Source organism: Oryzomicrobium sp., from assembly GCF_021287045.1.
Taxonomy (GTDB): Bacteria; Pseudomonadota; Gammaproteobacteria; order Burkholderiales; family Rhodocyclaceae; genus Oryzomicrobium.
In genome coordinates, this window is the sequence record NZ_JAJTBG010000002.1 from 254,555 (window position 1) to 276,923 (window position 22,369).

General features: G+C 70.2%; 16 protein-coding genes. 5 read left to right on the forward strand and 11 right to left on the reverse strand.

The window, feature by feature from the left end:
* Positions 1 to 10: 10 nt before the first annotated feature.
* The 9 genes from LWW89_RS03105 to rocD all read right to left on the reverse strand — a co-directional run bounded on the left by LWW89_RS03105 (position 11) and on the right by rocD (position 12,762).
* Entirely contained in the window at positions 11 to 664 is a 654-nt protein-coding gene (locus LWW89_RS03105; RefSeq protein WP_293260874.1) for an alpha/beta fold hydrolase, read from the reverse strand.
* The gene (locus LWW89_RS03110; RefSeq protein ID WP_293260877.1) at positions 661 to 969 is read right to left on the reverse strand and encodes an NAD(P)H-dependent oxidoreductase subunit E; all 309 of its coding nucleotides are present in this window, start codon (positions 967 to 969) and stop codon (positions 661 to 663) included. Before LWW89_RS03110 ends, LWW89_RS03105 begins: the two co-directional genes overlap by 4 nt.
* 111 nt (positions 970 to 1,080) lie before the next feature.
* Positions 1,081 to 2,187 (reverse strand): VanZ family protein, encoded by a 1,107-nt coding sequence (locus LWW89_RS03115; RefSeq protein WP_293260880.1) that lies wholly within the window; start codon positions 2,185 to 2,187, stop codon positions 1,081 to 1,083.
* A gap of 36 nt (positions 2,188 to 2,223) precedes the next feature.
* Positions 2,224 to 3,675: a sodium:solute symporter family protein gene (locus LWW89_RS03120; RefSeq protein WP_293260883.1), complete on the reverse strand. Its 1,452-nt coding sequence runs from the start codon at positions 3,673 to 3,675 to the stop codon at positions 2,224 to 2,226.
* Between the two features lie 327 nt (positions 3,676 to 4,002).
* A complete protein-coding gene (locus LWW89_RS03125) occupies positions 4,003 to 5,574 on the reverse strand; it encodes a SpoVR family protein (protein ID WP_293260886.1) in 1,572 nt (523 codons plus the stop codon).
* Between the two features lie 45 nt (positions 5,575 to 5,619).
* Entirely contained in the window at positions 5,620 to 6,897 is a 1,278-nt protein-coding gene (locus tag LWW89_RS03130) for a YeaH/YhbH family protein (protein ID WP_293260889.1), read from the reverse strand.
* Positions 6,898 to 7,008: 111 nt separating this feature from the next.
* Positions 7,009 to 8,931: a PrkA family serine protein kinase gene (locus LWW89_RS03135; protein ID WP_293260892.1), complete on the reverse strand. Its 1,923-nt coding sequence runs from the start codon at positions 8,929 to 8,931 to the stop codon at positions 7,009 to 7,011.
* 103 nt (positions 8,932 to 9,034) lie between these two features.
* Positions 9,035 to 10,507 carry an aldehyde dehydrogenase family protein gene (locus LWW89_RS03140; protein WP_293260895.1) on the reverse strand — a complete coding sequence of 491 codons (1,473 nt, stop codon included), beginning with the start codon at positions 10,505 to 10,507 and terminating at the stop codon, positions 9,035 to 9,037.
* Complete coding sequence (gene rocD / locus LWW89_RS03145; RefSeq protein ID WP_293260898.1) at positions 10,504 to 12,762, reverse strand: ornithine--oxo-acid transaminase; 2,259 nt, start codon at positions 12,760 to 12,762, stop codon at positions 10,504 to 10,506. Before rocD ends, LWW89_RS03140 begins: the two co-directional genes overlap by 4 nt.
* A gap of 339 nt (positions 12,763 to 13,101) precedes the next feature.
* On the opposite strand from rocD, the gene LWW89_RS03150 reads away from it, so the two are divergent.
* Positions 13,102 to 13,680, forward strand: a complete 579-nt coding sequence (locus LWW89_RS03150) for a TMEM165/GDT1 family protein (protein ID WP_293260901.1) — start codon at positions 13,102 to 13,104, stop codon at positions 13,678 to 13,680.
* A 438-nt stretch (positions 13,681 to 14,118) separates the two neighbouring features.
* Positions 14,119 to 15,081: a magnesium/cobalt transporter CorA gene (corA, locus tag LWW89_RS03155; protein WP_293260904.1), complete on the forward strand. Its 963-nt coding sequence runs from the start codon at positions 14,119 to 14,121 to the stop codon at positions 15,079 to 15,081.
* A 205-nt stretch (positions 15,082 to 15,286) separates the two neighbouring features.
* Here the strand turns inward: corA and ubiB are convergent, their stop codons facing one another.
* Both ubiB and LWW89_RS03165 read right to left on the reverse strand, forming a co-directional pair.
* Positions 15,287 to 16,807 carry a ubiquinone biosynthesis regulatory protein kinase UbiB gene (gene ubiB, locus LWW89_RS03160; protein WP_293260907.1) on the reverse strand — a complete coding sequence of 507 codons (1,521 nt, stop codon included), beginning with the start codon at positions 16,805 to 16,807 and terminating at the stop codon, positions 15,287 to 15,289.
* Positions 16,808 to 16,954: 147 nt separating this feature from the next.
* Positions 16,955 to 17,425 (reverse strand): Sbal_3080 family lipoprotein, encoded by a 471-nt coding sequence (locus tag LWW89_RS03165; RefSeq protein ID WP_293260910.1) that lies wholly within the window; start codon positions 17,423 to 17,425, stop codon positions 16,955 to 16,957.
* Positions 17,426 to 17,629: 204 nt separating this feature from the next.
* On the opposite strand from LWW89_RS03165, the gene gshA reads away from it, so the two are divergent.
* The 3 genes from gshA to LWW89_RS03180 all read left to right on the forward strand — a co-directional run bounded on the left by gshA (position 17,630) and on the right by LWW89_RS03180 (position 22,304).
* Positions 17,630 to 18,922, forward strand: coding sequence for a glutamate--cysteine ligase (gene gshA / locus LWW89_RS03170; protein WP_293260913.1), 1,293 nt, complete (start codon positions 17,630 to 17,632; stop codon positions 18,920 to 18,922).
* Between the two features lie 269 nt (positions 18,923 to 19,191).
* Positions 19,192 to 21,711, forward strand: a complete 2,520-nt coding sequence (locus tag LWW89_RS03175) for a hypothetical protein (RefSeq protein WP_293260915.1) — start codon at positions 19,192 to 19,194, stop codon at positions 21,709 to 21,711.
* The gene (locus LWW89_RS03180; protein ID WP_293260918.1) at positions 21,708 to 22,304 is read left to right on the forward strand and encodes a gamma-glutamylcyclotransferase family protein; all 597 of its coding nucleotides are present in this window, start codon (positions 21,708 to 21,710) and stop codon (positions 22,302 to 22,304) included. Before LWW89_RS03175 ends, LWW89_RS03180 begins: the two co-directional genes overlap by 4 nt.
* The last annotated feature ends 65 nt before the right edge of the window (positions 22,305 to 22,369 follow it).

The window sequence follows — 22,369 nt, forward strand, 5'->3', positions numbered from 1 at the left end:
AATCACGGCCTCAGTCCCTCCAGGCCCGCACGATGATGTCCTTGAGGATGTGCAGGCGGCGGTGGAAGAAATGGTCGGCGCCGGGCACCACGATCACCGGCAGCTCCAGGGGCTCGGCCCAGGCCAGCACGTTGGCCAGGGGCACGGTCTCGTCGGCGGAACCGTGGATGACGATGGTGTCGGGCGCCACCGCGTCGGTGACGTAGTGGCGGGCGCCTTCCACGTGGCCGGAAGCGGTGCCCACCAGCACCATGCGCAGCACCGGGGTGCCGGCCTCCTTGAGGCGGGAGGCCACCCGGGCCTGGACGTAGGCGCCGAAGGAAAAGCCCCCCAGCACCACCGGCAGCGCCCCTGCCGGATCGTACTGGCGGCGCGCCCAGTCGAGCACCGCCAGCATGTCGTCGCTCTCGCCCTGGCCGTTGTCGTGGCTGCCGGCACTCTTGCCGACGCCGCGAAAGTTGGGGCGCAGGGCGATGTAGCCGAGCTGGACGAAGGTGCGCGCCAGGGTCTGGGCCACCTTGTTGGTGTTGGCGCCGCCGAACAGGGGATGGGGATGGCCCACCAGGGCGATGCCCCGGGCCTCGCCGCGGGGCAGGTCGACCAGGGTGTCGATGTCCCCGATCGGGCCGGGGATCAGCACGGCGCTGGCAGCGGTCGGGCTCATACCTTGAGGCGCTCCACGACGCGGCCGTGGATCAGGTGCTCCTCGATGATCTCGTCGATGTCGGACTTGTCCACGTAGGTGTACCAGACGGCTTCCGGATAGACCACCATCACCGGGCCCGCGTCGCAGCGGTCGAGGCAGCCGGCCTTGTTGATGCGCACCTTGCCCGGCCCCTTCAGCTTGAGTTCGGCGACCCGCTCCTTGGCGTAGGTCTGCAGGTCGGAGGCGCCGTGGTTGTTGCAGCAGGTTTCACCGGGGCCGCGCTGGTTGCAGCAGAAAAAGACGTGGTGCTTGAAGTAGCTCACCGAAAGACTCCTGGAACGATGGGGCCCGGCCTTCTCGGGACGCCGGACCCGACGATTATACGGGCGGCGCGCGGTCAGGGAGGCGGCAGGGGAAGTAGGAACGGCCGGCGGCTAGAGCTTGCGCCCGGCCAGCATCAGGAAGGGCAGGGCGACGAAGGGCCACAGCCCGCCGGCCAACCGGGTCAGGCCGTTGAAGTTGAGGAAGTGGCCCTGGCGCCAGACGTTGAGCGCCGCCGGGGAATAGGGGTTCTCCGGCGCGATGTTGACCAGGGCCACCGCCATCGTGAGCAGGAAGGCGGCCAGGATCGCCCGGGGCACCGGCGGCAGCCAGACCAGCACGAACAGGGCGACGGCGCCCCACTTGAGCCCCGCCAGCGCTCCCGGGGTGGCCCAGGCCAGGGCCTCGGCGGGGGAGAGGATCAGGGCCGTGGCCAGGGTGCGGGTGAGCAGGCCGAAGACGAGCAGCAGCAATACCGCCAGGGGGCCGCCCCACCAGGGCAGGCGCGGCCCGCCGAACAGGGTGCGGGCGAACAGCCCCACCGCCGCCACGTTGAGCCCGGTGATCACCGATTCGAGCACCCGGAACAGGGGCACGTCGAAGGGCAGGGCCGGAGGCAGGGGCAGGAAGGCGCGCAGGTCGCCGGTGGCGAACAGGGTGAATTCCGGCGACAGCTGGGTGACGCACCACACCATCAACAGGGTCAGCCCCACCTCGGCGTAAGGCACCGGGGCCAGTAGCCGGTTGCGGAAGCGGGCCAGGGCGATCAGCCAGCGGGCGCCGCCGAACAGGCCGATCAGGGCGCCGATCGCGGCCCCCAGGGTGTTGGTGCCCCAGTCCACGTTGGACGGCACCCGGGTGGGCAACCAGTTCTGCAACACTTCCATGGAAAGCGACAGGCCGCAGCCGAGCAGGGCTGCCATCAGGGCGGGCAGCACCCGGGTGGGCAGCCGGTCCAGGGCCAGGGTGAGCAGCAGGCCGAGGGGAATGTAGGCCGCCACGTTGACCGCCAGGTCGAACACGGTCCAGTAGCGCGGCCAGGCGGCACCGAGAAAGGCCAGGGGCGGCACGCCCCGGTCGGTCCAGCCGGAGAAGGGATGCAGGCTGGCGTAGACCACCAGGGCCAGGTAGGCCAGGGCGAGGGGCACCGCCAGCTTGTGCCCGTCCCGGGGCGAGGGGGCCGGCGCGGCGGGGGGCGTTGCGGCGGGAGCGGCGTTCATGGCCTGGCGGGCGCCGCCGGCCGCGGCGCCACGGGGTCAATAGACATGGCTACGCGCCGCCTCCGGGGAGAAGCGGCCGACGCGCTGGGGCAGCAGGGAACCGGCCACCATGCCGGCCAGGGCGGCCAGCAGCCCGGCGAACTGCACCGGCAGGAAGCCGTCCAGGTAGCCCTCGGGGGCCAGCATCTCGCCAGCCAGCCACACGCCGACGCCGCCGACGATCGAGCACAGGGCGCCCTGGGTGGTGGCCCGGGGCCAGTACACCCCGGCGGCCAGGGGGATGAAGGCGGCCACCAGGGTCACCTTGTAGGCGTTCTCGACCATTTCGAAGATCGAGTTGTCGGAGGCCAGGGCGAAGGTCAGCACCGCCATGCCGAAGACGAATACCACGATGCGCATGGCCCGCAGCAGCTGGCCGTCGGTGATGTCGGGCAGGAAGGGGCGCAGGATGTTTTCGGTGAAGGTCACCGAGGGGGCCAGCAGGGTGGCCGAGGAACAGCTCATGATCGCCGCCAGCAGGGCGCCGAAGAACAGCACCTGGGCGATGAACGGGGTGTGCTGGATGATCAGCTGGGGCAGGATGAACTGGGCATCGGCCTCCAGGTAGCGGGCCACCAGCTGGGGGTCGATCAGGGTCGCCGAATAGACCAGGAACATGGGCACGAAGGCGAACACGAAGTAGATGCTGCCACCGAGCACCGAGCCCACGGCGCCGACGTTCTCGCTCTTGGCCGAGGAGACGCGCTGGAACACGTCCTGCTGGGGGATCGAGCCGAAGCCCATGGTCACCAGGGCGGCGATGAAGGCCACCATGTCACGGGCCTCGAAGCGGGGCAGGAAATTGAGCTTGCCGGCGGCCTCGGCGTGGGCCACCACGGTGCCCACGCCGCCGGCCAGGCCGGCGACGATCCAGGCGATGAAGAGCAGGCCGCCGATGACCACGGTCATCTGGAAGGCATCGGTCATGGCCACCGCCCACATGCCGCCCATCAGGGTGTAGACCAGCACGATGGCGATGCCGATGAACATGCCCTGCTCGGGCGTCACCGCCCCCTGGGTAACCACCGAGAAGACCAGGCCCATGGCCTTGATCTGGGCCGACACCCAGCCCAGGTAGGAGATGACGATGGCGATGGCGGTGAGCAGTTCCACGGTGCGGTTGTAGCGGCCGCGGAAGAAGTCGCCGATGGTCAGCAGCTTGAGGCGGTAGAGGGGCCGGGCGAAGAACAGGCCCACCAGGATCAGGCACATCGACGAGCCGAAGGGGTCGGCCACCACGCCGCGCAGGCCGTCCTTGACGAAGGCGGCGGGGATACCGAGCACGGTTTCCGAGCCGAACCAGGTGGCGAACACGGTGGCCACGATCACCGGCAGGGGCAGGTGGCGCCCGGCCACGACGAAGTCCGCGGCGTTCTTCACCTTGGAGGCGGCGTAGAGGCCGATGGAAATGGTGACGAGCAGGTAGAGTCCGACGAACCAGACGAGCATGATTCCAGGGCCTAGGCGAAGGGCAGCGGCAGGTGGGGGACCCGACGGGCCGGCCGGGCAGCCGGGCGCCGCGCGGCCAAAGGAGCAGCTGGACGATGCCAAACCGGGCCGGCGGAGGGGGTGTCGAGCGGGGAAAGAGCGGATTATAGCCATACCCCGAAAACCCGGGGCAATCCCGCGCCCTGCCTGGGGCGGCGACGTCTTTCCGCCCATGGCGCAGTCAGGGGAAAACGTGCGGAAACACCGGCCGCCCGGGCCTTCTCGACGGCGCGCCCCGATATGGGGCACTCTTCCGACCGGCCCCGGCCAGGCCCGCCGCCCCGCCGCTCAGGGAGAAGGAGTGCGCCGCGCGCGGCAGCACTCGGCCACCGGAGCGACGCTGCCGTCCTCGGCCTGGGTCTCCAGGGTGACCGGGAAGCCCCACAGGGTGGCCACGTGGGACAGCACCGCCTCCGCCGTCTCCACGGCCACGGGCCGGCGCCGGTACTGGAAGTGGCGCAGGGTCAGGGAGCGGTCGCCGCGCAGGTTCACGTTCCACACCTGGATGTTGGGTTCCCGGGAATGGACGTTGTACTGGTCGGCCAGGGTCTGGCGCAGCTGGCGGTAACCCTGCTCGTCGTGGATCGGCCCCACCGCCAAGTGCTCCCGCTGGTCGTCATCCACCAGGGTGAACAGGCGGAACTCGCGCATCAGCCGGGGCGAGAGGAACTGGGCGATGAAGCTTTCGTCCTTGTAGTTGCGCATGGCGAAGTCGAAGGTGGCGCGCCAGTCGGACCCGGCGATCTCGGGAAACCACTCCCGGTCCTCGTCGTCCGGCTCCTCGCAGATGCGGCGCAGGTCGCGCCACAGGGCGAAGCCCAGGGCGTAGGGGTTGATGCCGGAAAACCAGGGGTGGTTGTAGGGCGGCTGCAGCACCACGTTGCTGTGGTGCTGGAGGAATTCGAGCATGAAGCCGTCGGACAGGCGCCCCTCGTCGTACAGGGTGTTGAGCAGGGTGTAGTGCCAGAAGCAGGCCCAACCCTCGTTCATCACCTGGGTCTGGCGCTGCGGGTAGAAGTACTGGGCCACCTTGCGCACGATGCGCACGATCTCGCGCTGCCAGGGTTCCAGCAGGGGGGCGTGCTTCTCGATGAAGTAGAGCAGGTTCTCTTCCGGCTCTTCGGGAAAGCGCCGCGCCGCCTCCACCGTCCGGTCACCGCCCTTGGCCGGCAGGGTGCGCCACAGGTCGTTGACCTGCTGTTGCAGGTACTCGGCCCGCTCGCGGATGCGCACCCGCTCCTGGTCGGTGGACAGCTTGGGCGGCCGCCGGTAGCGGTCCACCCCCACGTTCATCAGGGCGTGGCAGGCATCGAGCAGTTGCTCCACCTCGTCGGCGCCGTAGCGCTCCTCGCACTCGGCGATGTAGTGCCGGGCGAACACCAGGTAGTCGATGATGGCGTCCGGGCTGGTCCACTGGCGGAACAGGTAGTTGCCCTTGAAGAAGCTGTTGTGGCCGTAGGCGGCGTGGGCGATCACCAGGGCCTGCATGGTCAGGGTGTTCTCTTCCATGAGGTAGGCGATGCAGGGGTCGGAGTTGATCACGATCTCGTAGGCCAACCCCATCTGGCCGCGCTTGTAGCGCCGCTCGGTGGCCAGGAACTGCTTGCCGAAGGACCAGTGGTGGTAGAACACGGGCATGCCGATGGAGGCGTAGGCGTCCATCATCTGCTCGGCGGTGATCACCTCGATCTGGTGCGGGTAGCAGTCCAGGGCGTAGCGGGCGGCCACCTTGCCGATCTCCTCGTCGTAGAGGGTGAGCAGTTCCTCGGTCCATTCCGAGCCGTCGGGCAGGAACTGGCCGCTGCCGGGAGCCGCCAGGGGCGGGGTTTCGGGGGGCGGGGAGAGGAGGGGGATGTCCATGGCGACTTCCTCGGGGATGCGTGGGCGCCGCGACGTCGGTGCCGGCTAGGCCAGCTTCTTCCTGAACAGTTCGCGGAATACCGGGTAGATGTCCTCCAGCCCCTCGATGCGCTGCATGGCGAAGCGGCCGGGGAAGCGGGGCTCCAGGCCCTGGTATTCCTTCCACAGGTTCTGGGGCTCCCCGGGGGTGATCTCGATGTAGGCGAAATACTGCACCCCGGGCAGGATGCGTTCGGCCAGCAGCTCGGCGCAGCGCGGCGAATCGTTTTCCCAGTTGTCGCCGTCGGAGGCCTGGGCGGCGTAGATGTTCCACAGGGACGAGGAGTAGCGCTCGGCCATGATCTTCTGCATCAGGTCCAGGGCGCTGGACACCACGGTGCCGCCGGATTCCCGGGAGTGGAAGAAGTCGTCCTCGTTCACCTCGGTGGCGGTGGTGTGGTGGCGGATGAAGACCAGCTCGATCTTCTCGTAGCTGCGCTGCAAGAACAGGTAGAGCAGCATGAAGAAGCGCTTGGCGGTCTGCTTCTTCTGCTCGTCCATGGAGCCGGACACGTCCATCAGGCAGAACATCACCGCCTGAGTGGAGGGCTGGGGAATGCGGATGCGGTTGTTGTAGCGCAAGTCGAAATCGTCGATGAAGGGTATCGCCTCGATGCGCAGCTTGAGCCGGGCGATCTCCTTGCGCAGGGCCACCACCTCCGGGTCGATCTCGGTGCGGTGGTCGCGCAGCAATTCGTCGAGGCGCGCCTGCAACTCGCGGATCTTGGCCCGGTAGGGCGCACTGGCGGCGATGCGCCGGCCGGTGGCGTCGCGCATGGTGCGCACGATGTTGATGTTGGTGGGCACCCCGCTGTGGGTGAAGCCGGCGCGCACCCGCTTGAATTCCTCCAGCTTGGCGAGTTGGCGCTTGACCAGGTTGGGCAGAGCCAGGTCGTCGAAGAAGATGTCGAGGAACTCGTCCCGGGACAGGGTGAACACGAAGTCGTCCAGATGCTCGCCTTCGTTGCTGGCACCGCCGCCCCGGCCCTTGCCCGAACCGCCCCCGGCCGGGCGCTCGATCTCGTCGCCGGAGTGGAAGCGGTCGTTGCCCGGCTGCACTCCTTCCCACACGCCGCCTTGGCCGTGCTGGAACTGGGGCTCGGAAATATCCTTGCCGGGGATGGCGATGTTCTCGCCGGAGTCGATGTCGGTAATGCCGCGGCGGGTGATGGCGTCGGCCACCGCCTTGCGGATCTGCCCCTTGAAACGGCGAATGAAGCGCTGGCGATTGACCGCGCTCTTGTGCTTGCTGTCGAACCGCCGATCGATGATGCGGACGGTCATGGTGCCTCCTTGGGCTGTTCTATGTCGCGGGTGCCGCGTCCGGCCGCCCGGGGCGGGTGCGGGCGCGCGAACGCGCCGCCGCCCCGGGGGCAGGCCGCCACAGGGCCGGGCTCACGACGACTTGCGCACCCGCAGGTACCACTCGGTGAGCAGCCGGACCTGGCGCTCGGTGTAGCCCTTTTCCATCATGCGATTGACGAAGTCCTGGTGCTTCTTGTGCTCCTCGGTGCTGCCCTTGGTGTTGAAGGAGATCACCGGCAGCAGCTCCTCGGTGTTGGAGAACATCTTCTTCTCGATCACCGCGCGCAGCTTCTCGTAGGAGGTCCAGGCCGGATTGCGCCCGTCGTGCTTGGCGCGGGCGCGCAGCACGAAGTTCACCACCTCGTTGCGGAAGTCCTTGGGATTGCTGATGCCCGCCGGCTTCTCGATCTTCTCCAGTTCCTCGTTGAGGGCCCCCCGGTCGAGGATCTCGCCGGTGTTGGGGTCGCGGAATTCCTGGTCCTGGATCCAGAAGTCGGCATAGGTGACGTAGCGGTCGAAGATGTTCTGGCCGTACTCGGAATAGCTCTCCAGGTAGGCGGTCTGGATCTCCTTGCCGATGAACTCGGCGTAGCGCGGCGCCAGGTACTCCTTGAGGTAGCGCAGGTACTTCTCTTCCACCTCGGGGGGGAACTGCTCCTGGGCGATCTGCTGCTCCAGCACATACATCAGGTGCACCGGGTTGGCGGCGATCTCCTTGTGCTCGAAGTTGAACACCTTGGACAGGATCTTGAAGGCGAAGCGGGTGGAAAGCCCGGTCATGCCCTCGTCCACCCCGGCGTAGTCCCGGTACTCCTGAAAGCTCTTGGCCTTGGGGTCGGTGTCCTTCAGGTTCTCGCCGTCATAGACCCGCATCTTGCTGTAGATGCTGGAATTCTCCGGGTCCTTGAGCCGCGACAGCACCGAGAACTGGGCCATCATGCGCAAGGTGTCCGGGGCGCAGGGCGCCTTGGCCAGGGACGAGTTGGCGATCAGCTTGTCGTAGATCTTCACCTCCTCGCCGACCCGCAGGCAGTAGGGCACCTTGACGATGTAGATGCGGTCGAGGAAGGCCTCGTTGTTGCGGTTGTTCTTGAAGGCGGTCCATTCCGCCTCGTTGGAGTGGGCCAGGATCTGGCCGTCGAAGGGGATCGCACCGAAGCCCTCGGTACCCTTGTAGTTGCCTTCCTGGGTGGCGGTCAGCAGGGGGTGCAGCACCTTGATCGGCGCCTTGAACATCTCGACGAATTCCAGGATGCCCCGGTTGGCCAGGCACAGGCCGCCGGAGTAGCTGTAGGCGTCCGGATCGTCCTGGGAGTAGTTCTCCAGCTTGCGGATGTCGATCTTGCCCACCAGGGACGAGATGTCCTGGTTGTTCTCATCCCCCGGCTCGGTCTTGGCGATGGCGATCTGGGACAGCACCGAGGGGCGCAGCTTGACCACCCGGAACTTGGTGATGTCGCCGCCGAACTCGTGCAGGCGCTTCACCGCCCAGGGGCTCATGATGCTGTTGAGGTAGCGGCGCGGGATGCCGTAGTCCTCTTCCAGGATCGGCCCGTCCTCTTCCAGGTTGAACAAGGCCAGGGGCGTCTCGTGCACCGGGCTGCCCTTGACCGAGTAGAACGGCACCTTCTCCACCAGTTGCTTCAGGCGCTCGGCCAGGCTCGATTTGCCGCCGCCCACCGGGCCCAGCAGGTAGAGGATCTGCTTCTTCTCCTCCAGGCCCTGGGCGGCGTGGCGGAAGTAGGCGACGATCGACTCGATCACCTCCTCCATGCCGTAGAACTCGCGGAAGGCCGGGTAGATGCGGATCAGCTTGTTGGCGAACAGCCGCGACAGACGTGGGTCCTGACGGGTGTCGACGACCTCCGGGTCGCCGATCGCCATCAGCATGCGCTGGGCGATGCTGGCATAGGCCGACTTGTCGCTGCGACACAACTCCAGATACTCCTGGAGCGACATTTCCTCTTCCTGCGCCGCTTCGTAGCGACTCTGGTACTTGGCGAAGATGGACATGGTGGCCTCCTGTGCGGTGCGCGGTCCCGTTAGCTCTTTCCCGGAATCGCTTGTGAGATTGGGCTACCCCCCGGCGAAAAAGTTTTGCCTTTTTTCTGCAACATCAACCGCCCGGCAGGAAAAAACGCACACCTTGGGCAAGTGGCAGGGCGGCGCCGTCGTTGATTACATTGGTCTGGCGGCGCATGTAGGCCTTCCAGCTGTCGGAACCGGCCTCCCGGCCGCCGCCGGTGTCCTTCTCGCCGCCGAAGGCCGCGCCGATCTCGGCCCCCGAAGTGCCGGTGTTGACGTTGGCCAGCCCGGTGTCGGCCCCCGCCGCCGAGAGAAAGCGCTCGGCCCGGCCCAGGTCCCGGGTGAACAGGGCGCCGGAGAGGCCCTGGGGCACGTCGTTGTGGGAGGCGATGGCGGCGGCGAAATCGTCGTAGGGAAAGAGGGTGAGGAGCGGCCCGAACACCTCGTCCCGGTGCCGGGCCGCCATGGCCTCGGCGCGGAACAGGGCCGGGGTGACGAAGTGGCCCGGGCCGGGCAGGGCCCGGCCGCCGGTCAGGCGCGTTTCGCCGGCCGCCTCCCGGGCCGCCACGGCGGCGAGGAAACGCTGCCGCGCCGCCTCGTCGATGAGGGGCCCCACCAGGGTGGCCGGATCGGCCGGATCGCCCACCGGCGCCGCCTGACAGGCCGCCGCCAGGCGCGCTTCCAGGGCGGGCAGCACGGCGCGGTGCACGAAGGCCCGCCGGGTGCTGGTGCAGCGCTGCCCGGCGGTGCCCATGGCACCGAAGAAGAGGGCCTGGGCAGCCAGTTCCAGGTCGGCCGTCTCGTCCACGATCACCCCGTTGTTGCCGCTGCATTCGAGCAGGCTGCGGCCCAGGCGCCGGGCCACCGCCACGGCGACGTGGCGGCCGGTGGCCGAAGAGCCGGTAAACGACACCAGGGGCAGGCGCCCGTCGCCCACCAGGCCGTCCAGGGTGGCCGGCTCGTCGGAATAGACCGTGGCAAACACGCCCCGGCCATCCACCTCGGCCACTCGGGCGTCCACCACCTCTTCCACCAGGGCGGAAACGGCCTGGGCGGTCAGGGGCGCCTTGGAGCTGGGCTTCCACACCACCGTGTCGCCGCACACGGCGGCGATGAAGGCGTTCCACGCCCACACCGCGGCGGGGAAGTTGAAGGCGGTGACGACCAGCACCGGGCCGAGGGGATGCCACTGCTCCAGCAGCCGGTGGCCGGGCCGCTCCGAGGGCAGGGTCAGACCGTGCAGCTGGCGCGACAGGCCCACGGCGTAGTCGGCCATGTCGATCATTTCCTGGATCTCGCCCTCGGCTTCGCTCCTGATCTTGCCCACCTCGGCGCCGAGCAGGGCGGCCAGGCGCGCCTTGTCGCGGCGCAGGGCGTCGGCGATGGCGCGCACCAACAGGCCGCGCCGCGGCGCCGGCACCTCGCGCCAGCGGCGGAAGGCGGCGGCGCTCACCGCCACCCGGTCGGCGGCCTCTTCCGCCGAAGTCACCGCCACCCGGCCCAGATCGTGGCCGGTGGCCGGATTCACCGAGAGCAGCTGGCGCGGCCCGCCCGGGACATTCATGGCCGCGCCTCCATCTCCAGCCCGGCCAGCACCCGCTCCAGGGCATCCGCCGCCTGGGCCAGGGTGGCCTCGTCGATGGTCAGGGGCGGGGCCAGGCGGATCACCGTGCCGTGAGTGTCCTTGGTCACCACCCCGGCGGCGAGCAGGCCGTCCACCACCGCCCGGGCGCTCACACCCTGGACCTCGACGCCGACGAACAGGCCCCGGCCGCGCACTTCCTTGATCAACGGCGAGGCGATGCCTTGCAGGCGCGCCAGCAGCCAGGCGCCGAGCCGGGCCGAACGGGCCGGCAGATCCTCGTCGAGCAGCAGTTCCAGGGCCTCCAGGGCCACCGTGGCGGCCAAGGGGTTGCCGCCGAAGGTGGAGCCGTGGTCGCCGGGCTTGAGCACGCCGAGCACCTCGCGCCGGGCGAGGAAGGCCGACACCGGCAGCAGGCCGCCGCCCAGGGCCTTGCCCAGGCACAGGCCGTCGGGGCGCACGCCCTCGTGCTCGCAGGCGAGCAGCCGGCCGGTGCGGCCCAGGCCGGTCTGCACCTCGTCGGCGATGAGCAGCACGTTGCGGCGCCGGCAAATCTCGGCGCAGGCCGCCAGGTAGCCCGGCGGCGGCACGACGATGCCGCCCTCGCCCTGGATCGGCTCCACCAGGAAGGCGGCGGTGTTGGGGGTGATGGCCGCCTCCAGGGCCGCCGCGTCGCCGTAGGGAATGGTCAGCAGCCCCCCCGGGAAGGGGCCGAAGCCGGCCCGGTACTGGGGTTCGGTGGACAGGCCGACGATGGCGATGGAGCGGCCGTGGAAGTTGCCTGCGCAGGCGATGATCTCGGCGTCGCCGTCGGGCACGCCCTTGACCACGTGGGCCCACTTGCGCGCCACCTTGAGGGCGGTTTCCACCGCCTCCAGGCCGGTGTTGGCGGGCAGGGCCAGGTCGAAGCCGGTGATCTCGGTGAGGCGCTTCAGCAGCACCGGCAGCCGGTCGTTGGAAAAGGCCCGGGACGTCACCGCCAGGCGCCGGGCCTGGGCGGCGAGAGTCGCCACCAGGCGCGGGTGGCTATGGCCGAAGGACACCGCCGAGTAGGCGGCCATCATGTCGATGTAGCGGCGCCCCTCGGTATCCACCAGCCAGGGCCCCTCGCCGTGACTCACCACCAGGGGCAGGGGCTCGTAGTTGTGGGCGCCGTGGGCCATTTCCCAATCGGCCAGGGTGGCGGCGTCCGGGGCCAGGGCCGTTTCCACCAGGTCCACCGCCAGGCGGCCGGTGCGCAGGTCCCGGTCCAGGCCGGGACGGTATTCGACGATCTCCAGGGCCACCGCCCCGGGGCGGCGCAGCACGCCGCGCAGGGCTGGCAGCACCTCTCCGGCGGCCAGGCCGAGGGGGGCCGGCACGGTGGTGGCCGGGGCGTCCTCCGGATCGAAGGCGTCCAGGTCGATGGTCACGCCGAAGGGCGCGGTGCCGTGGCGGCCGGCCCGGGCCACGGCGTCGGCGAAGACCCGGGCGAAGCCCAGCCTGGCCAGGTCGTCCGGGGGCACTACCTTGACCCCGAGGCGCACCAGATGGCGCAACTCGGCGGCCTCGAAGCTGCGCGCACCGATCACCGTGATGCGCTGCGGGTCGAGCACCGGCCCGTCCACCCAGGCCAATTCCGGGCTACCCAGACCGAGCAGGGCGGCCAGGGGCATGCCGTGGGGGTTGCCGGTGGGGGAGGATTCGGCCACGTGGGCGTCCAGGTGGGCGTCGATCCACACCAGGCCCGGGGCCTCGCCCAGCGCCTGGCCGACGCCGCGCCAAGTGCCGGCGGCGACGCTGTGATCGCCGCCCAGGATCACCAGCCGGCCGCCCCCGCCCGCCGCCTGGCCGACCGCCGCCGCCAGCCGGCGCAGGTAGCCGCCCAGCCGGGCCAGGCGGCCGGCGTCCGCCGGGGCGTCCTCGGCCACCGGCGCAATCCGTTCGACAGCACCGACCCGGCCGCCGGCACGACGCACCGCCCCGGCCACGCCAAGATGCGCCAGGGCGGCGGGGCCGGCGGCCAGGTCGTCCTCGGCCGCCGGGGGGCCGCCCAGGCCGCAGGCGGCGTCGATCAGGACCACCGGGGGCAGATCGCCCCCCGTGGCCCGGGTGGCGGAATGCGTGGCCGGATGAGTGGCCGGATGGCCCGGGGAAGAATCAGAAGAATCGGGCGAGCGGGCCGGCGCCGCTGCGGGCGCGGGGTCGGCGACATGGGCGGGGCGCTCTTGTGGAGCCGCCTTGAGTCGGTCGTTCATGGCACACCTCCTGGTGGGATGCAGCCGTAGCCGTATGCAATATGCCCATTGGACAAGGGCCGGCCCGGCGGGGTTCGTCCCGGCCCGGCGTGCGCTATACTGCGCCCGCTCTTTGGGGAGTAGCCGCCCCGCCGCAACGGTGGGGGCGCCGGTCAACATGCTGGAAGCGCGGTCATCGCCGCCTCCTGGCCGGTGCGGGCCCGCAGGCGCGTCTGCGCCGCCGGGTCTGGCGAGACCAGGGACGATGCGGCCTTCTTCCAGGAAACCCCGGGGAGCCGGTGGCCGTGGCGTTCCTGCGTTCCGTCCGACCACCCCTACCGGCCCCCATCTCCCGACCCCATGGAAGCCTTCCTCGTCTCCACCGGCATCGTCGCCCTGGCCGAAATCGGCGATAAGACCCAGCTGCTGTCCTTCGTCCTGGCCGCCCGCTTCAAGCGCCCCTGGCCGATCGTCGCCGGCATCTTCGTCGCCACCGTCTTCAACCACGCCGCCGCCGGCGCGGTGGGGGCCTGGCTGACCCACCTGATCGGCCCGGACACCATGCGCTGGATTTTGGGCCTGTCCTTCCTGGCCATGGCCGGCTGGATCCTGGTGCCGGACAAGCTCGACGACGACGAGGCGCCGCAAGCCCGCTACGGCGCCTTCGCCACCACCCTGATCGCCTTCTTCCTTGCCGAAATGGGCGACAAGACCCAGGTGGCCACGGTGGCCCTGGCGGCCCGCTTCGACTCCCTGGCGGCGGTGGTGCTGGGCACCACCTTCGGCATGATGCTGGCCAACGTGCCGGCGGTGCTGGTGGGCGACAAGCTGGCCCACAAGCTGCCGGTGAAGGCCATCCACGTAGTCTGCGCCCTGATCTTCGCCGCCCTCGGCGTGGCCGCCCTGGCCGGGGCCGATTTCGCCGCCTGGCTGGGCTGAACCGGCGCGGCGGCGCCCCCGCCGCCGGCCTTTTCCGGGCTGTTCCGGCCTGTTCCCGGCACCACGACCCCGGCCCCGCAAGCCGGGGCAAGCGGCCTTGGCGCAGTGCAGCAAGCGTGCTAACCTCGCGCCCGTTTTCATCTCCGGAGATTCCGACGTGGGCAGTTGCCTGGGTGGCTCGGACGGTGGCAGTTGCCGCACCGCCGATACGCCGCTCCCGCTGACCGCCACGACGGGGTGACCGCCTCCCCGGGCCTGCGCCAGAACGCGCCGCCCGCCTAGCGTCCCCCGTCCTGGGGGACACTTTTACACCGCTTCCTCACCCGCTTTCGCTGGCCTGTGGCCGCGAGGGTGGCGCGATCGTTGCCGGTTGCCAGTCAGCGCCGAGCGCATGCCGCCGTGCCCCGTCACTCCGGACCACTCCGGTAAGGCGCGAGCATGATCAACATCTTCGAACTGCTGAATGGCCGCCTGCGTCAGACCCAGGCCATCCGCCACAGCGACCTGGCGGGCAAGGCGCCGATCTGGATCGACATCGTCGAGCCCACCGAGGAGGAATCCGCCTGGGCCCACGAACAGTGGGGCCTGGACCTGGAGACGCCGGAGGACTTGACCGACATCGAGGCGTCGGCACGCTTCTACGAGACCGACGACGGGGCCCTGCACCTGCGCTCGGACTTTCTGCTCGACAAGGACGACGACGACCACAACGTGCCGGTGCGCTTCGTGCTGCGCGGCGGGCTGCTGTTTTCGATCCGCGACGACGACCTGCCGGTGTTCCGCCTGTCGCGCATGCGCGCCCGCACCCAGCCGGGCCACGTTTCCGACGCCATGGACGTGCTGCTCGACCTGTACGCCACCGACGTGGAGTATTCCGCCGACGCCCTGGAGGAAATCTACGGGGCCCTAGACGAGGTGAGCCGCCACGTGCTCGGCAACCAGCTCTCGGACGAGGCCGCCGGCGAGGTGCTGTCGTCGATCGCCAAGGAAGAGGACACCAACGGGCGCATCCGCCGCAACGTGATGGACACCCGCCGCGCCGTGTCCTTCCTGATGCGCGGCAAGCGCCTGACCAACGAGCAGTTCGAGGAGGCGCGCCAGATCCTGCGCGACATCGACTCCCTGGACGGCCACACCACCTTCCTGTTCGACAAGATCAACTTCCTGATGGACGCCACCGTCGGCTTCATCAACATCAACCAGAACAAGATCATCAAGATCTTCTCGGTGGCCTCGGTGGCCCTGCTGCCGCCGACCCTGATCGCCAGTGTGTACGGCATGAACTTCGGGCGCATGCCCGAGCTGCAATGGGAGTACGGCTACCCCTTCTCCCTGATCCTGATGATCCTGTCGGTGATCGCCCCGTTCACCTACTTCCGCCGCCGCGGCTGGCTGAAGTAGGGAGGGGTCGCAAATGGGCGGGATTTCAGGCGCTATCTGAAACCCCGCGCCAATAGGGCATCTTCACGGGGTGCGGCGGGAACGCCGCGCCCCATCTTGCTTTTGGGGCATACCCTGTGGAGATCGGCGCCCCGCCTGGGGTTTGGCGGGGCCGGGCAGGATGAAGCGCCGCCGGGGGCGGGAATCGGGAACCAGCCCGGGGGAATCAGCCCAGGGCGCGGCTCGCCTCCAGCGCCAGGGCGGCGGCGGCGACGAGGGCGATCAGCAGCAGGGCGACGCGCTGGCGGCGCTGTTCGGCGAGCAGCAGCTTGAGGGCGGAATCGTCACGGCGCGGCTCCTCGGCCAGGCGCCGGTAGATCAGGCGCGGCAACTGGGGCAGCTCCTTGGCCCAGTAGGGGCCCTCGTGCTTGAGGCCGTCCACCAGGGCGCGCCAGCCGATCTGGCGGCTCATCCAGCGCTCCAGGAAGGGCTTGGCGGTCTTCCACAGGTCCAGCTCCGGGTCGAGCTGGCGGCCCAGGCCCTCGATGTTGAGCAGGGTCTTTTGCAGCATCACCAGCTGGGGCTGGATTTCCACGTTGAAGCGGCGGCTGGTCTGGAACAGGCGCAGCAAGAGCTTGCCGAAGGAGATGTCCTTCAGGGGCCGGTCGAAGATCGGCTCGCAGACGGTGCGCACCGCCGCCTCCAGCTCGTCCACCCGGGTGTCCGCCGGGGCCCAGCCGGATTCGATGTGTGCCTCGGCCACCCGCTTGTAGTCACGGCGGAAGAAGGCCAGGAAGTTCTGCGCCAGGTAGTTCTTGTCGACTTCGTTGAGGGTGCCGACGATGCCGAAGTCCAGGGCGATGTAGCGGCCGTCGTCGGCCACCAGGATGTTGCCCGGGTGCATGTCGGCGTGGAAGAAGCCGTCGCGGAACACCTGGGTGAAGAAGATTTCCACCCCGGCCCGGGACAGGGCCTTCAGGTCGATCCCCTTGGCCAGCAGCACGTCGGTCTGGGAAATGGGCGTGCCGTGCATGCGCTCCATGGTCATCACCGTGGTGGCGCAGTAGTCCCAGTACACCTCGGGCACCACCAGCAGCGGCGAATGCTCGAAGTTGCGCCGCAATTGCGAGCAGTTGGCCGCCTCGTGCATCAGGTCCAGCTCGTCGTAAAGGTACTTGGCGAACTCGGCCACCACCTCCCGGGGCTTCAAGCGCCGACCGTCCACGGAGACGGCCTCGACCAGCCGGGCCAGGGTGTCCATCAGCGCCAGGTCGTGGGCGATCACCGGGCGCATGCCCGGGCGCAGCACCTTGACCGCCACTTCGCGGCCATCCGGCAGCTTGGCGAAGTGCACCTGGGCCACCGAGGCCGAGGCCACCGGGGTGAGGTCGAATTCGGGAAAGACCTGGTTGAGGGGCCGGCCGAAGGCGGCCTCGATCTCGGCCACCGCCTGCTCGGAGGGGAAGGGCGGCACCCGGTCCTGCAACTTGGCCAGTTCCTCGGCCACGTCCGGCGGCAGCAGGTCGCGGCGGGTGGACAGCACCTGGCCGAACTTGACGAAGATCGGCCCGAGGGCTTCCAGGGCCTTGCGCAGGCGCACCGCCCGGGGCTCGGAAAAACGCCGCCAGCGCAGCAGGGGCGCCAGCCAGCGGGCGGCCCGGCCGGTGGGCTCGGCCTCGATGAGCATGCCATCCAGGCCGTGGCGGAGCGCGACGGAAACGATGCGGGCGAGTCGGAAGAGGCGCATGGGCGCGATCGGCAATCGAAGGAGGTAAGAAAGCAGCCCGGCGCGGCCCTGCCGGCGCCGGGGGAAAGGCCGGAGTTTACCGGGATTGGCGCCCCCCCGCTCAAGCGCCCCGGGACGGTCTGGCGCCCCGGGGCGGCAGGCCCGGCCTTACTCGGCCTCGGCCACGGTGGTGGCAGGCAATCCAGCCGCCTGGCGGCTGGCGGCGAACAGGGGATCGGTGAGCTTGCGCAGCTTGCCGGCGGTGGGACCGAACTTGTCCGGCCGGCCGCCGCCGTAGCGTGCATCGTAGGTGGCCTCGCCGATCAGCCGGTTGCTCTCGAACACGCGCAGCTGGGCATAACGCAGAAACATAGCCAGGTCCCAGCGCCACGAGGCGGTGTATTCCAGGTAGGCGCCGCAGTCGGCCGGGAGCGCGCCCTTGTAGGTGCGGGTGGCAATGCCGGCGCTACGGATCTGGGCGTCCAACTCGGGGTGGAAGCCATCCATCAACACGTCGTCGTTGTACTGCAGGCAGAGGGCGGTCAGCGGCTTCTCCACCGGCTTGACGGTGGTGCTGATCGAACAGGCGGCGCAGGCCAGGGCCAGCGCCCCAATGGGGATGAGTCGGTGCAGCGTCATTGAAACTCCCTGATGTCGTTGTCGTGAGCCGCGATGCGGCGGGGCCGGAGCATGCCCGGAGAAGTTCCCAGCGGCAAGGATGCCCGTCCCGGCCGCACCCGGACGTGCTACGCCCGGGGCGCTCGGGGTAACATCTGCCCCTCACCGACTTTCCCATCGGGCGGCCCCGGTTCTACCACCCCGCACCGCCGCCCCGGAGACACCATGGTTCCTCACCTCACCACCGCGCTGACCGGCCCGATCCTGGAGCTGGAGCAGCGTTTCCTCGACGAGAGCGCCCGCATCGAACAATGGCTGCGGGGCAAGTGGCAGGACCACACCCCGCCCTTCTACGGCTCGGTGGACCTGCGCAACGCCGGCTTCAAGCTGGCCCCGGTGGACACCAACCTCTTTCCCGGCGGCTTCAACAACCTCACCGCCGCCTTCCACCCGCTGTGCGTCCAGGCCGCCCAGGTGGCGGTGGAAAAGCTCTGCCCCGAGGCGCGCAACCTGCTGCTGGTGCCGGAAAACCACACCCGCAACCTGTTTTACCTGCAAAACGTGGCCCAGCTCGCCGGCATCCTCAAGCACGCCGGGCTGAACGTGCGCATCGGCTCCCTCAACCCGGAGATCGCCGAGCCCACCGCCATCGACCTGCACAACGGCCACGCCCTGCTGCTCGAACCCCTGAAGCGGGTCGGCAACCGGCTCACCCTGGAGGGCTTCGACCCCTGCGTGGTGCTGCTCAACAACGACCTGTCGGCAGGCATCCCGGAGATTCTCACCAACCTGCACGAGCAGTGGCTGCTGCCGCCGCTGCACGCCGGCTGGTCCACCCGGCGCAAGTCGCACCATTTCGCCGCCTACGACGACGTGGCCAACGAGTTCGCCGAACTGCTCGGCATCGATCCGTGGCGCCTCAACCCCTACTTCGCGGTGTGCGAGCAGATCAACTTCCACGAGCGCACCGGCGAGGAATGCCTGGCCGGCAACGTGGACATGATGCTGGCGCGCATCCGCGCCAAGTACCAGGAATACGGCATCGACGAGAAGCCCTACGTGGTGGTCAAGGCCGACGCCGGCACCTACGGCATGGGGGTGATGACGGTGCACGACGCCTCCGAGGTGGTGGGCCTGAACCGCAAGCAGCGCAACAAGATGAGCGTCATCAAGGAGGGCCTGGAGGTCTCGGCGGTGCTGATCCAGGAAGGGGTGCACACCGTGGAGCGGGTCGCCGAGCAGGTGGCCGAGCCGGTGGTGTACATGATCGACCGCTACGTGGTCGGCGGCTTCTACCGGGTCCACGGCGGCCGCGGCAAGGACGAGAACCTCAACGCCCCGGGCATGCACTTCACCCCCCTGGCCTTCGACACCTGCTGCAACCAGCCCGAGTACGGCGGCAACCCGGACGCCCCGCCCAACCGCTTCTACGCCTACGGCGTGGTGGCCCGGCTGGCCCTGCTGGCCGCGTCCCTGGAGCTGGAGCGGACCGCCCCGGCCGACGCCCTGGCGGCCTGAACGGAGCCTCTTCCCCAGCGTTTTTCCCCGCTTCACCCCGGCCCTCGCCGGAACCCCGCGCCCCGCCTCGCTTTCCGCCCCCCCATCGCGGAGGCCAAGGCGGGGCGCGGCTTTTGCGGGCCATGCCGCCAGGATCGAGCACTGGCGCGGCCCTCCGCCCGGGGCGCCGCTTCCCGGCCTCGGTGCCGCGTCTGGGAATCGTCATGACGAGCCGGTAAGATCGGCGCGATCCCCGCCTCCGCCCCCGGGCCCTCTTTCCCCACCCCGCCATGAGTCCGAGCCAACCCGCCTCCCGCACCCTCACCCTGCACCCCGGCACCTTCCGCCACGCTCCCGACGGCGACCAGATCGCCCTGCGCGCCGGCGACACCCTGCACATCGTCTGCCGCGAGGGCCTGACCCCGGTGGAACTGCTGCGCGGCCTGGACCGGGCCCACCACGCCCACGGCGGCAGCGGCCGCGTCGGCGCCGGCCTGGTCGAAATCTCGGGCATGCTGCTCACCAGCCTGGTGTTCCTGCTCACCCTGGGCATCCTCGACATCTTTGGCAATTCGCTGCATCACGTGATCGGCGAGTGGGTGCACGAAGAGGGCGCCAACCACGACGACGCCATCCGCGAAGGGCGCCTGCTGCTCCTCTCGACCCTGCTGTTCTTCGGCGGCATGGTGGCGGTGCGCCTGTTCCGCCGCCTGCCCCTGTTCGAGGAGAACCTGGAAAGCGTCGGCCACACCGTGCGCCTGGTGGTGGAGGATTTCCTCAACAGCAAGCGCCGCCAACGCCGCCGCCTGCGCCAGCGCTTGAAGCGCCTGGGCGCCGACCAGGTGGCCCGCATCGAGGTGTGGAACCCCCAGAGCGCCCCGGGCGCCACCGGTAGCGCCGGCCACGGCGCAGCCCCCACCGACCCCCTGGCCTGGAGCATCCTGCTGCCGGCCCTGGTGGACGTCAGCCGCCCCGACTGCGCCCTGGCCCTGCACATCCGCCAGGACGAAACCGCCGACGTGCGCGCCGCCGCCCAGGCCCTGCCCGGCCTGGCGGTGGACATGGCCGCCCAGGCGGCGCCCACCGCGACAGCTGCCGGTGCCGCCCCGCGCAACCTGATCCCCGCCGCCGAACAGGCTTGGCTGCCGCTGCTGGCCCTGGCCGCCTTCGACCCGGAAGCCCTCACGCCCCTGGCTCCGGCCGGCGCCGCCCGCGTCTTCAGCGAGAACGCCTTCCACCGCCTGCTGCCCCTGGCCGGCAACGGCGTCACCCGGGCCGAGGCAAGCCGCTTCCTCAACCGCTGCCTGAACGACTACGGCCTGCTGCGCGACGATCCGGACAGCGGCCTGTGGTTCCTGGCCGGCGATGCCGACGCCCCCCCGGCCCGCCAGGGCGCCCTGTGGACCGCCCTGTTCCACGCCCTCACCGCCAACGCCCAGGCCTTCGTGGACGGGGACGATCCCCTCACCCACCTGGTCGCCAGCGGCGCCCTGTGCGCCCTGCTGCACGACCTGCCCCCCGCCTCGGCCGGCACCCGGCGGCGCCTTGCCCAACAATTGCTGGAGGTGGTCGGCGGCTTCATCGCCGCGGTCGAGAAGAGCGAGCGCTACGACCTGATGAAGCGGGTTCTGGCCGGCCCCGGGCGGCGCAATCTGCAGGACCTGGGCCGCTACCTGCCCCGGGTGGTGGACGCCGGCGAGGAACGCGGCGACGCCGACGCCGCCTTCACCCTGGATCTGGCCGAAACCGCCCGCTTCAACGCCTTCGGCTACGACACCCTGGCCCGCCTGGCCCGGCTGTTCGAAGTGGTCGGCGCCTATCCGGAAGCCATCGCCATCTGGACCAAGCTCGCCCCCCTGGACCCGACCCGGGCCCGGGTGCGCCTAGCCCGCCTCGAAGAACGCAGCGGCGATCCCCAGGCCGCCGCCCGGGCCATCGACCCGCTGCTCGCCGAACTGGACGCCGCCGCGGACGCCGGCGGCGAAGTGCTGGCCGTGCCGCCCCTGCTGCGCGCCGAGGCCTACCTGGAAGGGGCCTGGATCATCTACTCGGTGCTCGACGACGCCCGCCGCGATGAGGGCCTGCAGCGCCTCGCCACCGCCCGCCGCTGGCTCCTGGCCAGCCCGCCGGACGCCGCCGCAGCCAATGCCGTCGCCATCGCCTACTGGCGCTACCACAACTACCTGGCCCTCTACCTGGACTGGGCCGGGGACTACGCCGCCGCCCTGGCCGAGCACCGCCGGGCCCTGGCCATTCCCGGGGTGAGCGGCAAGTGGTACAGCGGCACCCTGAGCAACATCGCCTACGTGGCGCGCAAGGCGGCCCTGGCCGCGGCCAACGACGCACCGGCCGCGCGCCGCCACCGCCTCGACGATGCGGTCACCGCCGCCGGCCTGGCCGCCGACCTCAAGGAGCGCCTCGGCGACGAGGACGAGTTGCCGGTGGCCCTGCACAACCTGGCCGTGTCGCGCTACTGCCGCGCCGCTCTGGACGAGGCTGGCGCCGCCCGGGACGAGCGCCTCGGCGCCGCCGCCGCCGCCGCCCGGGAAGGGCTGGCCTGGTTGGACAAGGCCGATTCGGACAAGAAGCGCGGCGCCCTGCTGCTGGAAACCCTGCTGGCCGGCCGGGCGGCCGGCGCCGACGCGGACCCGGCCGCCCTGGCGGCCCTGCTTGCCCTGCCCGACAGCGCCCTGGCGCCGGCCGAGCGGCGCGCCCGGGACCTGCTCGCCGCCGCCCCGGACGAGGCCGCCCGCGCCACCGCCCTGGACGAGCTGGGCCGCCGCGTGCAGTGCCTGGAGCTGCTGGCATGAGTCCAGCCACGCCGACGCCGGCCACCGCTCCATCCCCGCGCGTTCTGCGCGTCTTCGCCTACGGTTCCCTGATGAACCCGGCCAGTGCCGAACGGGCCTTGCAACGCCCCCTGGCGCCCCATGAAATCCAGGCGATGGAGCTGCCCGGCTACGTGCGGGTGTGGGATTCGCGCCACCGGGTGTTCTGCGAAGCCCTGGGGCGGGAAACCGACGCCGCCTTCCTCAACCTGGCCGCCGCCCCGGGCGAATCGGCCATCGGCATGGTCTACACCGTCAGCCCGGCCGAACTGGAACGCCTGGCGGCCCGGGAGAAGGGCTACGGGCGGGTGGACGTGGGTCCGGCCCTGGGCTTTCCCCCGGACGAACCGGTATGGACCTTCATCGACCCCCGGGGGCTGGGGGAGGGCAGCGCCGGCGACGGCGACTGTGTTTTCCTCGACGCCTACGAGGCCAAGGTGCTGACCGCCTGCGCGCCCCTGGGCGAGGCTTTCATCGCCCGCTACCGGGCCAGCACCCGGCCCCCGGCGGCCCACCTGCCCCGGGTGCCCGGCGCCTACCGCTTCGCCGACCCGGTGCAGCGCAGCCTGACCTGACCCTGGGCCTGCCCGGCAGGGGGCGCTACACTGTGGGGCTCCGCCTTCACCGCCGGCGCCGTCCC

What these genes read in the sequence shown, in the direction of transcription:
- LWW89_RS03105 (WP_293260874.1), bottom strand. Translation starts at nt 664, where the DNA reads ATGAGCCCGACCGCTGCCAGCGCCGTGCTGATCCCCGGCCCGATCGGG.
- LWW89_RS03115 (WP_293260880.1), bottom strand. Translation starts at nt 2,187, where the DNA reads ATGAACGCCGCTCCCGCCGCAACGCCCCCCGCCGCGCCGGCCCCCTCG.
- LWW89_RS03120 (WP_293260883.1), bottom strand. Translation starts at nt 3,675, where the DNA reads ATGCTCGTCTGGTTCGTCGGACTCTACCTGCTCGTCACCATTTCCATC.
- LWW89_RS03125 (WP_293260886.1), bottom strand. Translation starts at nt 5,574, where the DNA reads ATGGACATCCCCCTCCTCTCCCCGCCCCCCGAAACCCCGCCCCTGGCG.
- LWW89_RS03130 (WP_293260889.1), bottom strand. Translation starts at nt 6,897, where the DNA reads ATGACCGTCCGCATCATCGATCGGCGGTTCGACAGCAAGCACAAGAGC.
- LWW89_RS03135 (WP_293260892.1), bottom strand. Translation starts at nt 8,931, where the DNA reads ATGTCCATCTTCGCCAAGTACCAGAGTCGCTACGAAGCGGCGCAGGAA.
- LWW89_RS03140 (WP_293260895.1), bottom strand. Translation starts at nt 10,507, where the DNA reads ATGAATGTCCCGGGCGGGCCGCGCCAGCTGCTCTCGGTGAATCCGGCC.
- rocD (WP_293260898.1), bottom strand. Translation starts at nt 12,762, where the DNA reads ATGAACGACCGACTCAAGGCGGCTCCACAAGAGCGCCCCGCCCATGTC.
- LWW89_RS03150 (WP_293260901.1), top strand. Translation starts at nt 13,102, where the DNA reads ATGGAAGCCTTCCTCGTCTCCACCGGCATCGTCGCCCTGGCCGAAATC.
- corA (WP_293260904.1), top strand. Translation starts at nt 14,119, where the DNA reads ATGATCAACATCTTCGAACTGCTGAATGGCCGCCTGCGTCAGACCCAG.
- ubiB (WP_293260907.1), bottom strand. Translation starts at nt 16,807, where the DNA reads ATGCGCCTCTTCCGACTCGCCCGCATCGTTTCCGTCGCGCTCCGCCAC.
- LWW89_RS03165 (WP_293260910.1), bottom strand. Translation starts at nt 17,425, where the DNA reads ATGACGCTGCACCGACTCATCCCCATTGGGGCGCTGGCCCTGGCCTGC.
- gshA (WP_293260913.1), top strand. Translation starts at nt 17,630, where the DNA reads ATGGTTCCTCACCTCACCACCGCGCTGACCGGCCCGATCCTGGAGCTG.
- LWW89_RS03175 (WP_293260915.1), top strand. Translation starts at nt 19,192, where the DNA reads ATGAGTCCGAGCCAACCCGCCTCCCGCACCCTCACCCTGCACCCCGGC.
- LWW89_RS03180 (WP_293260918.1), top strand. Translation starts at nt 21,708, where the DNA reads ATGAGTCCAGCCACGCCGACGCCGGCCACCGCTCCATCCCCGCGCGTT.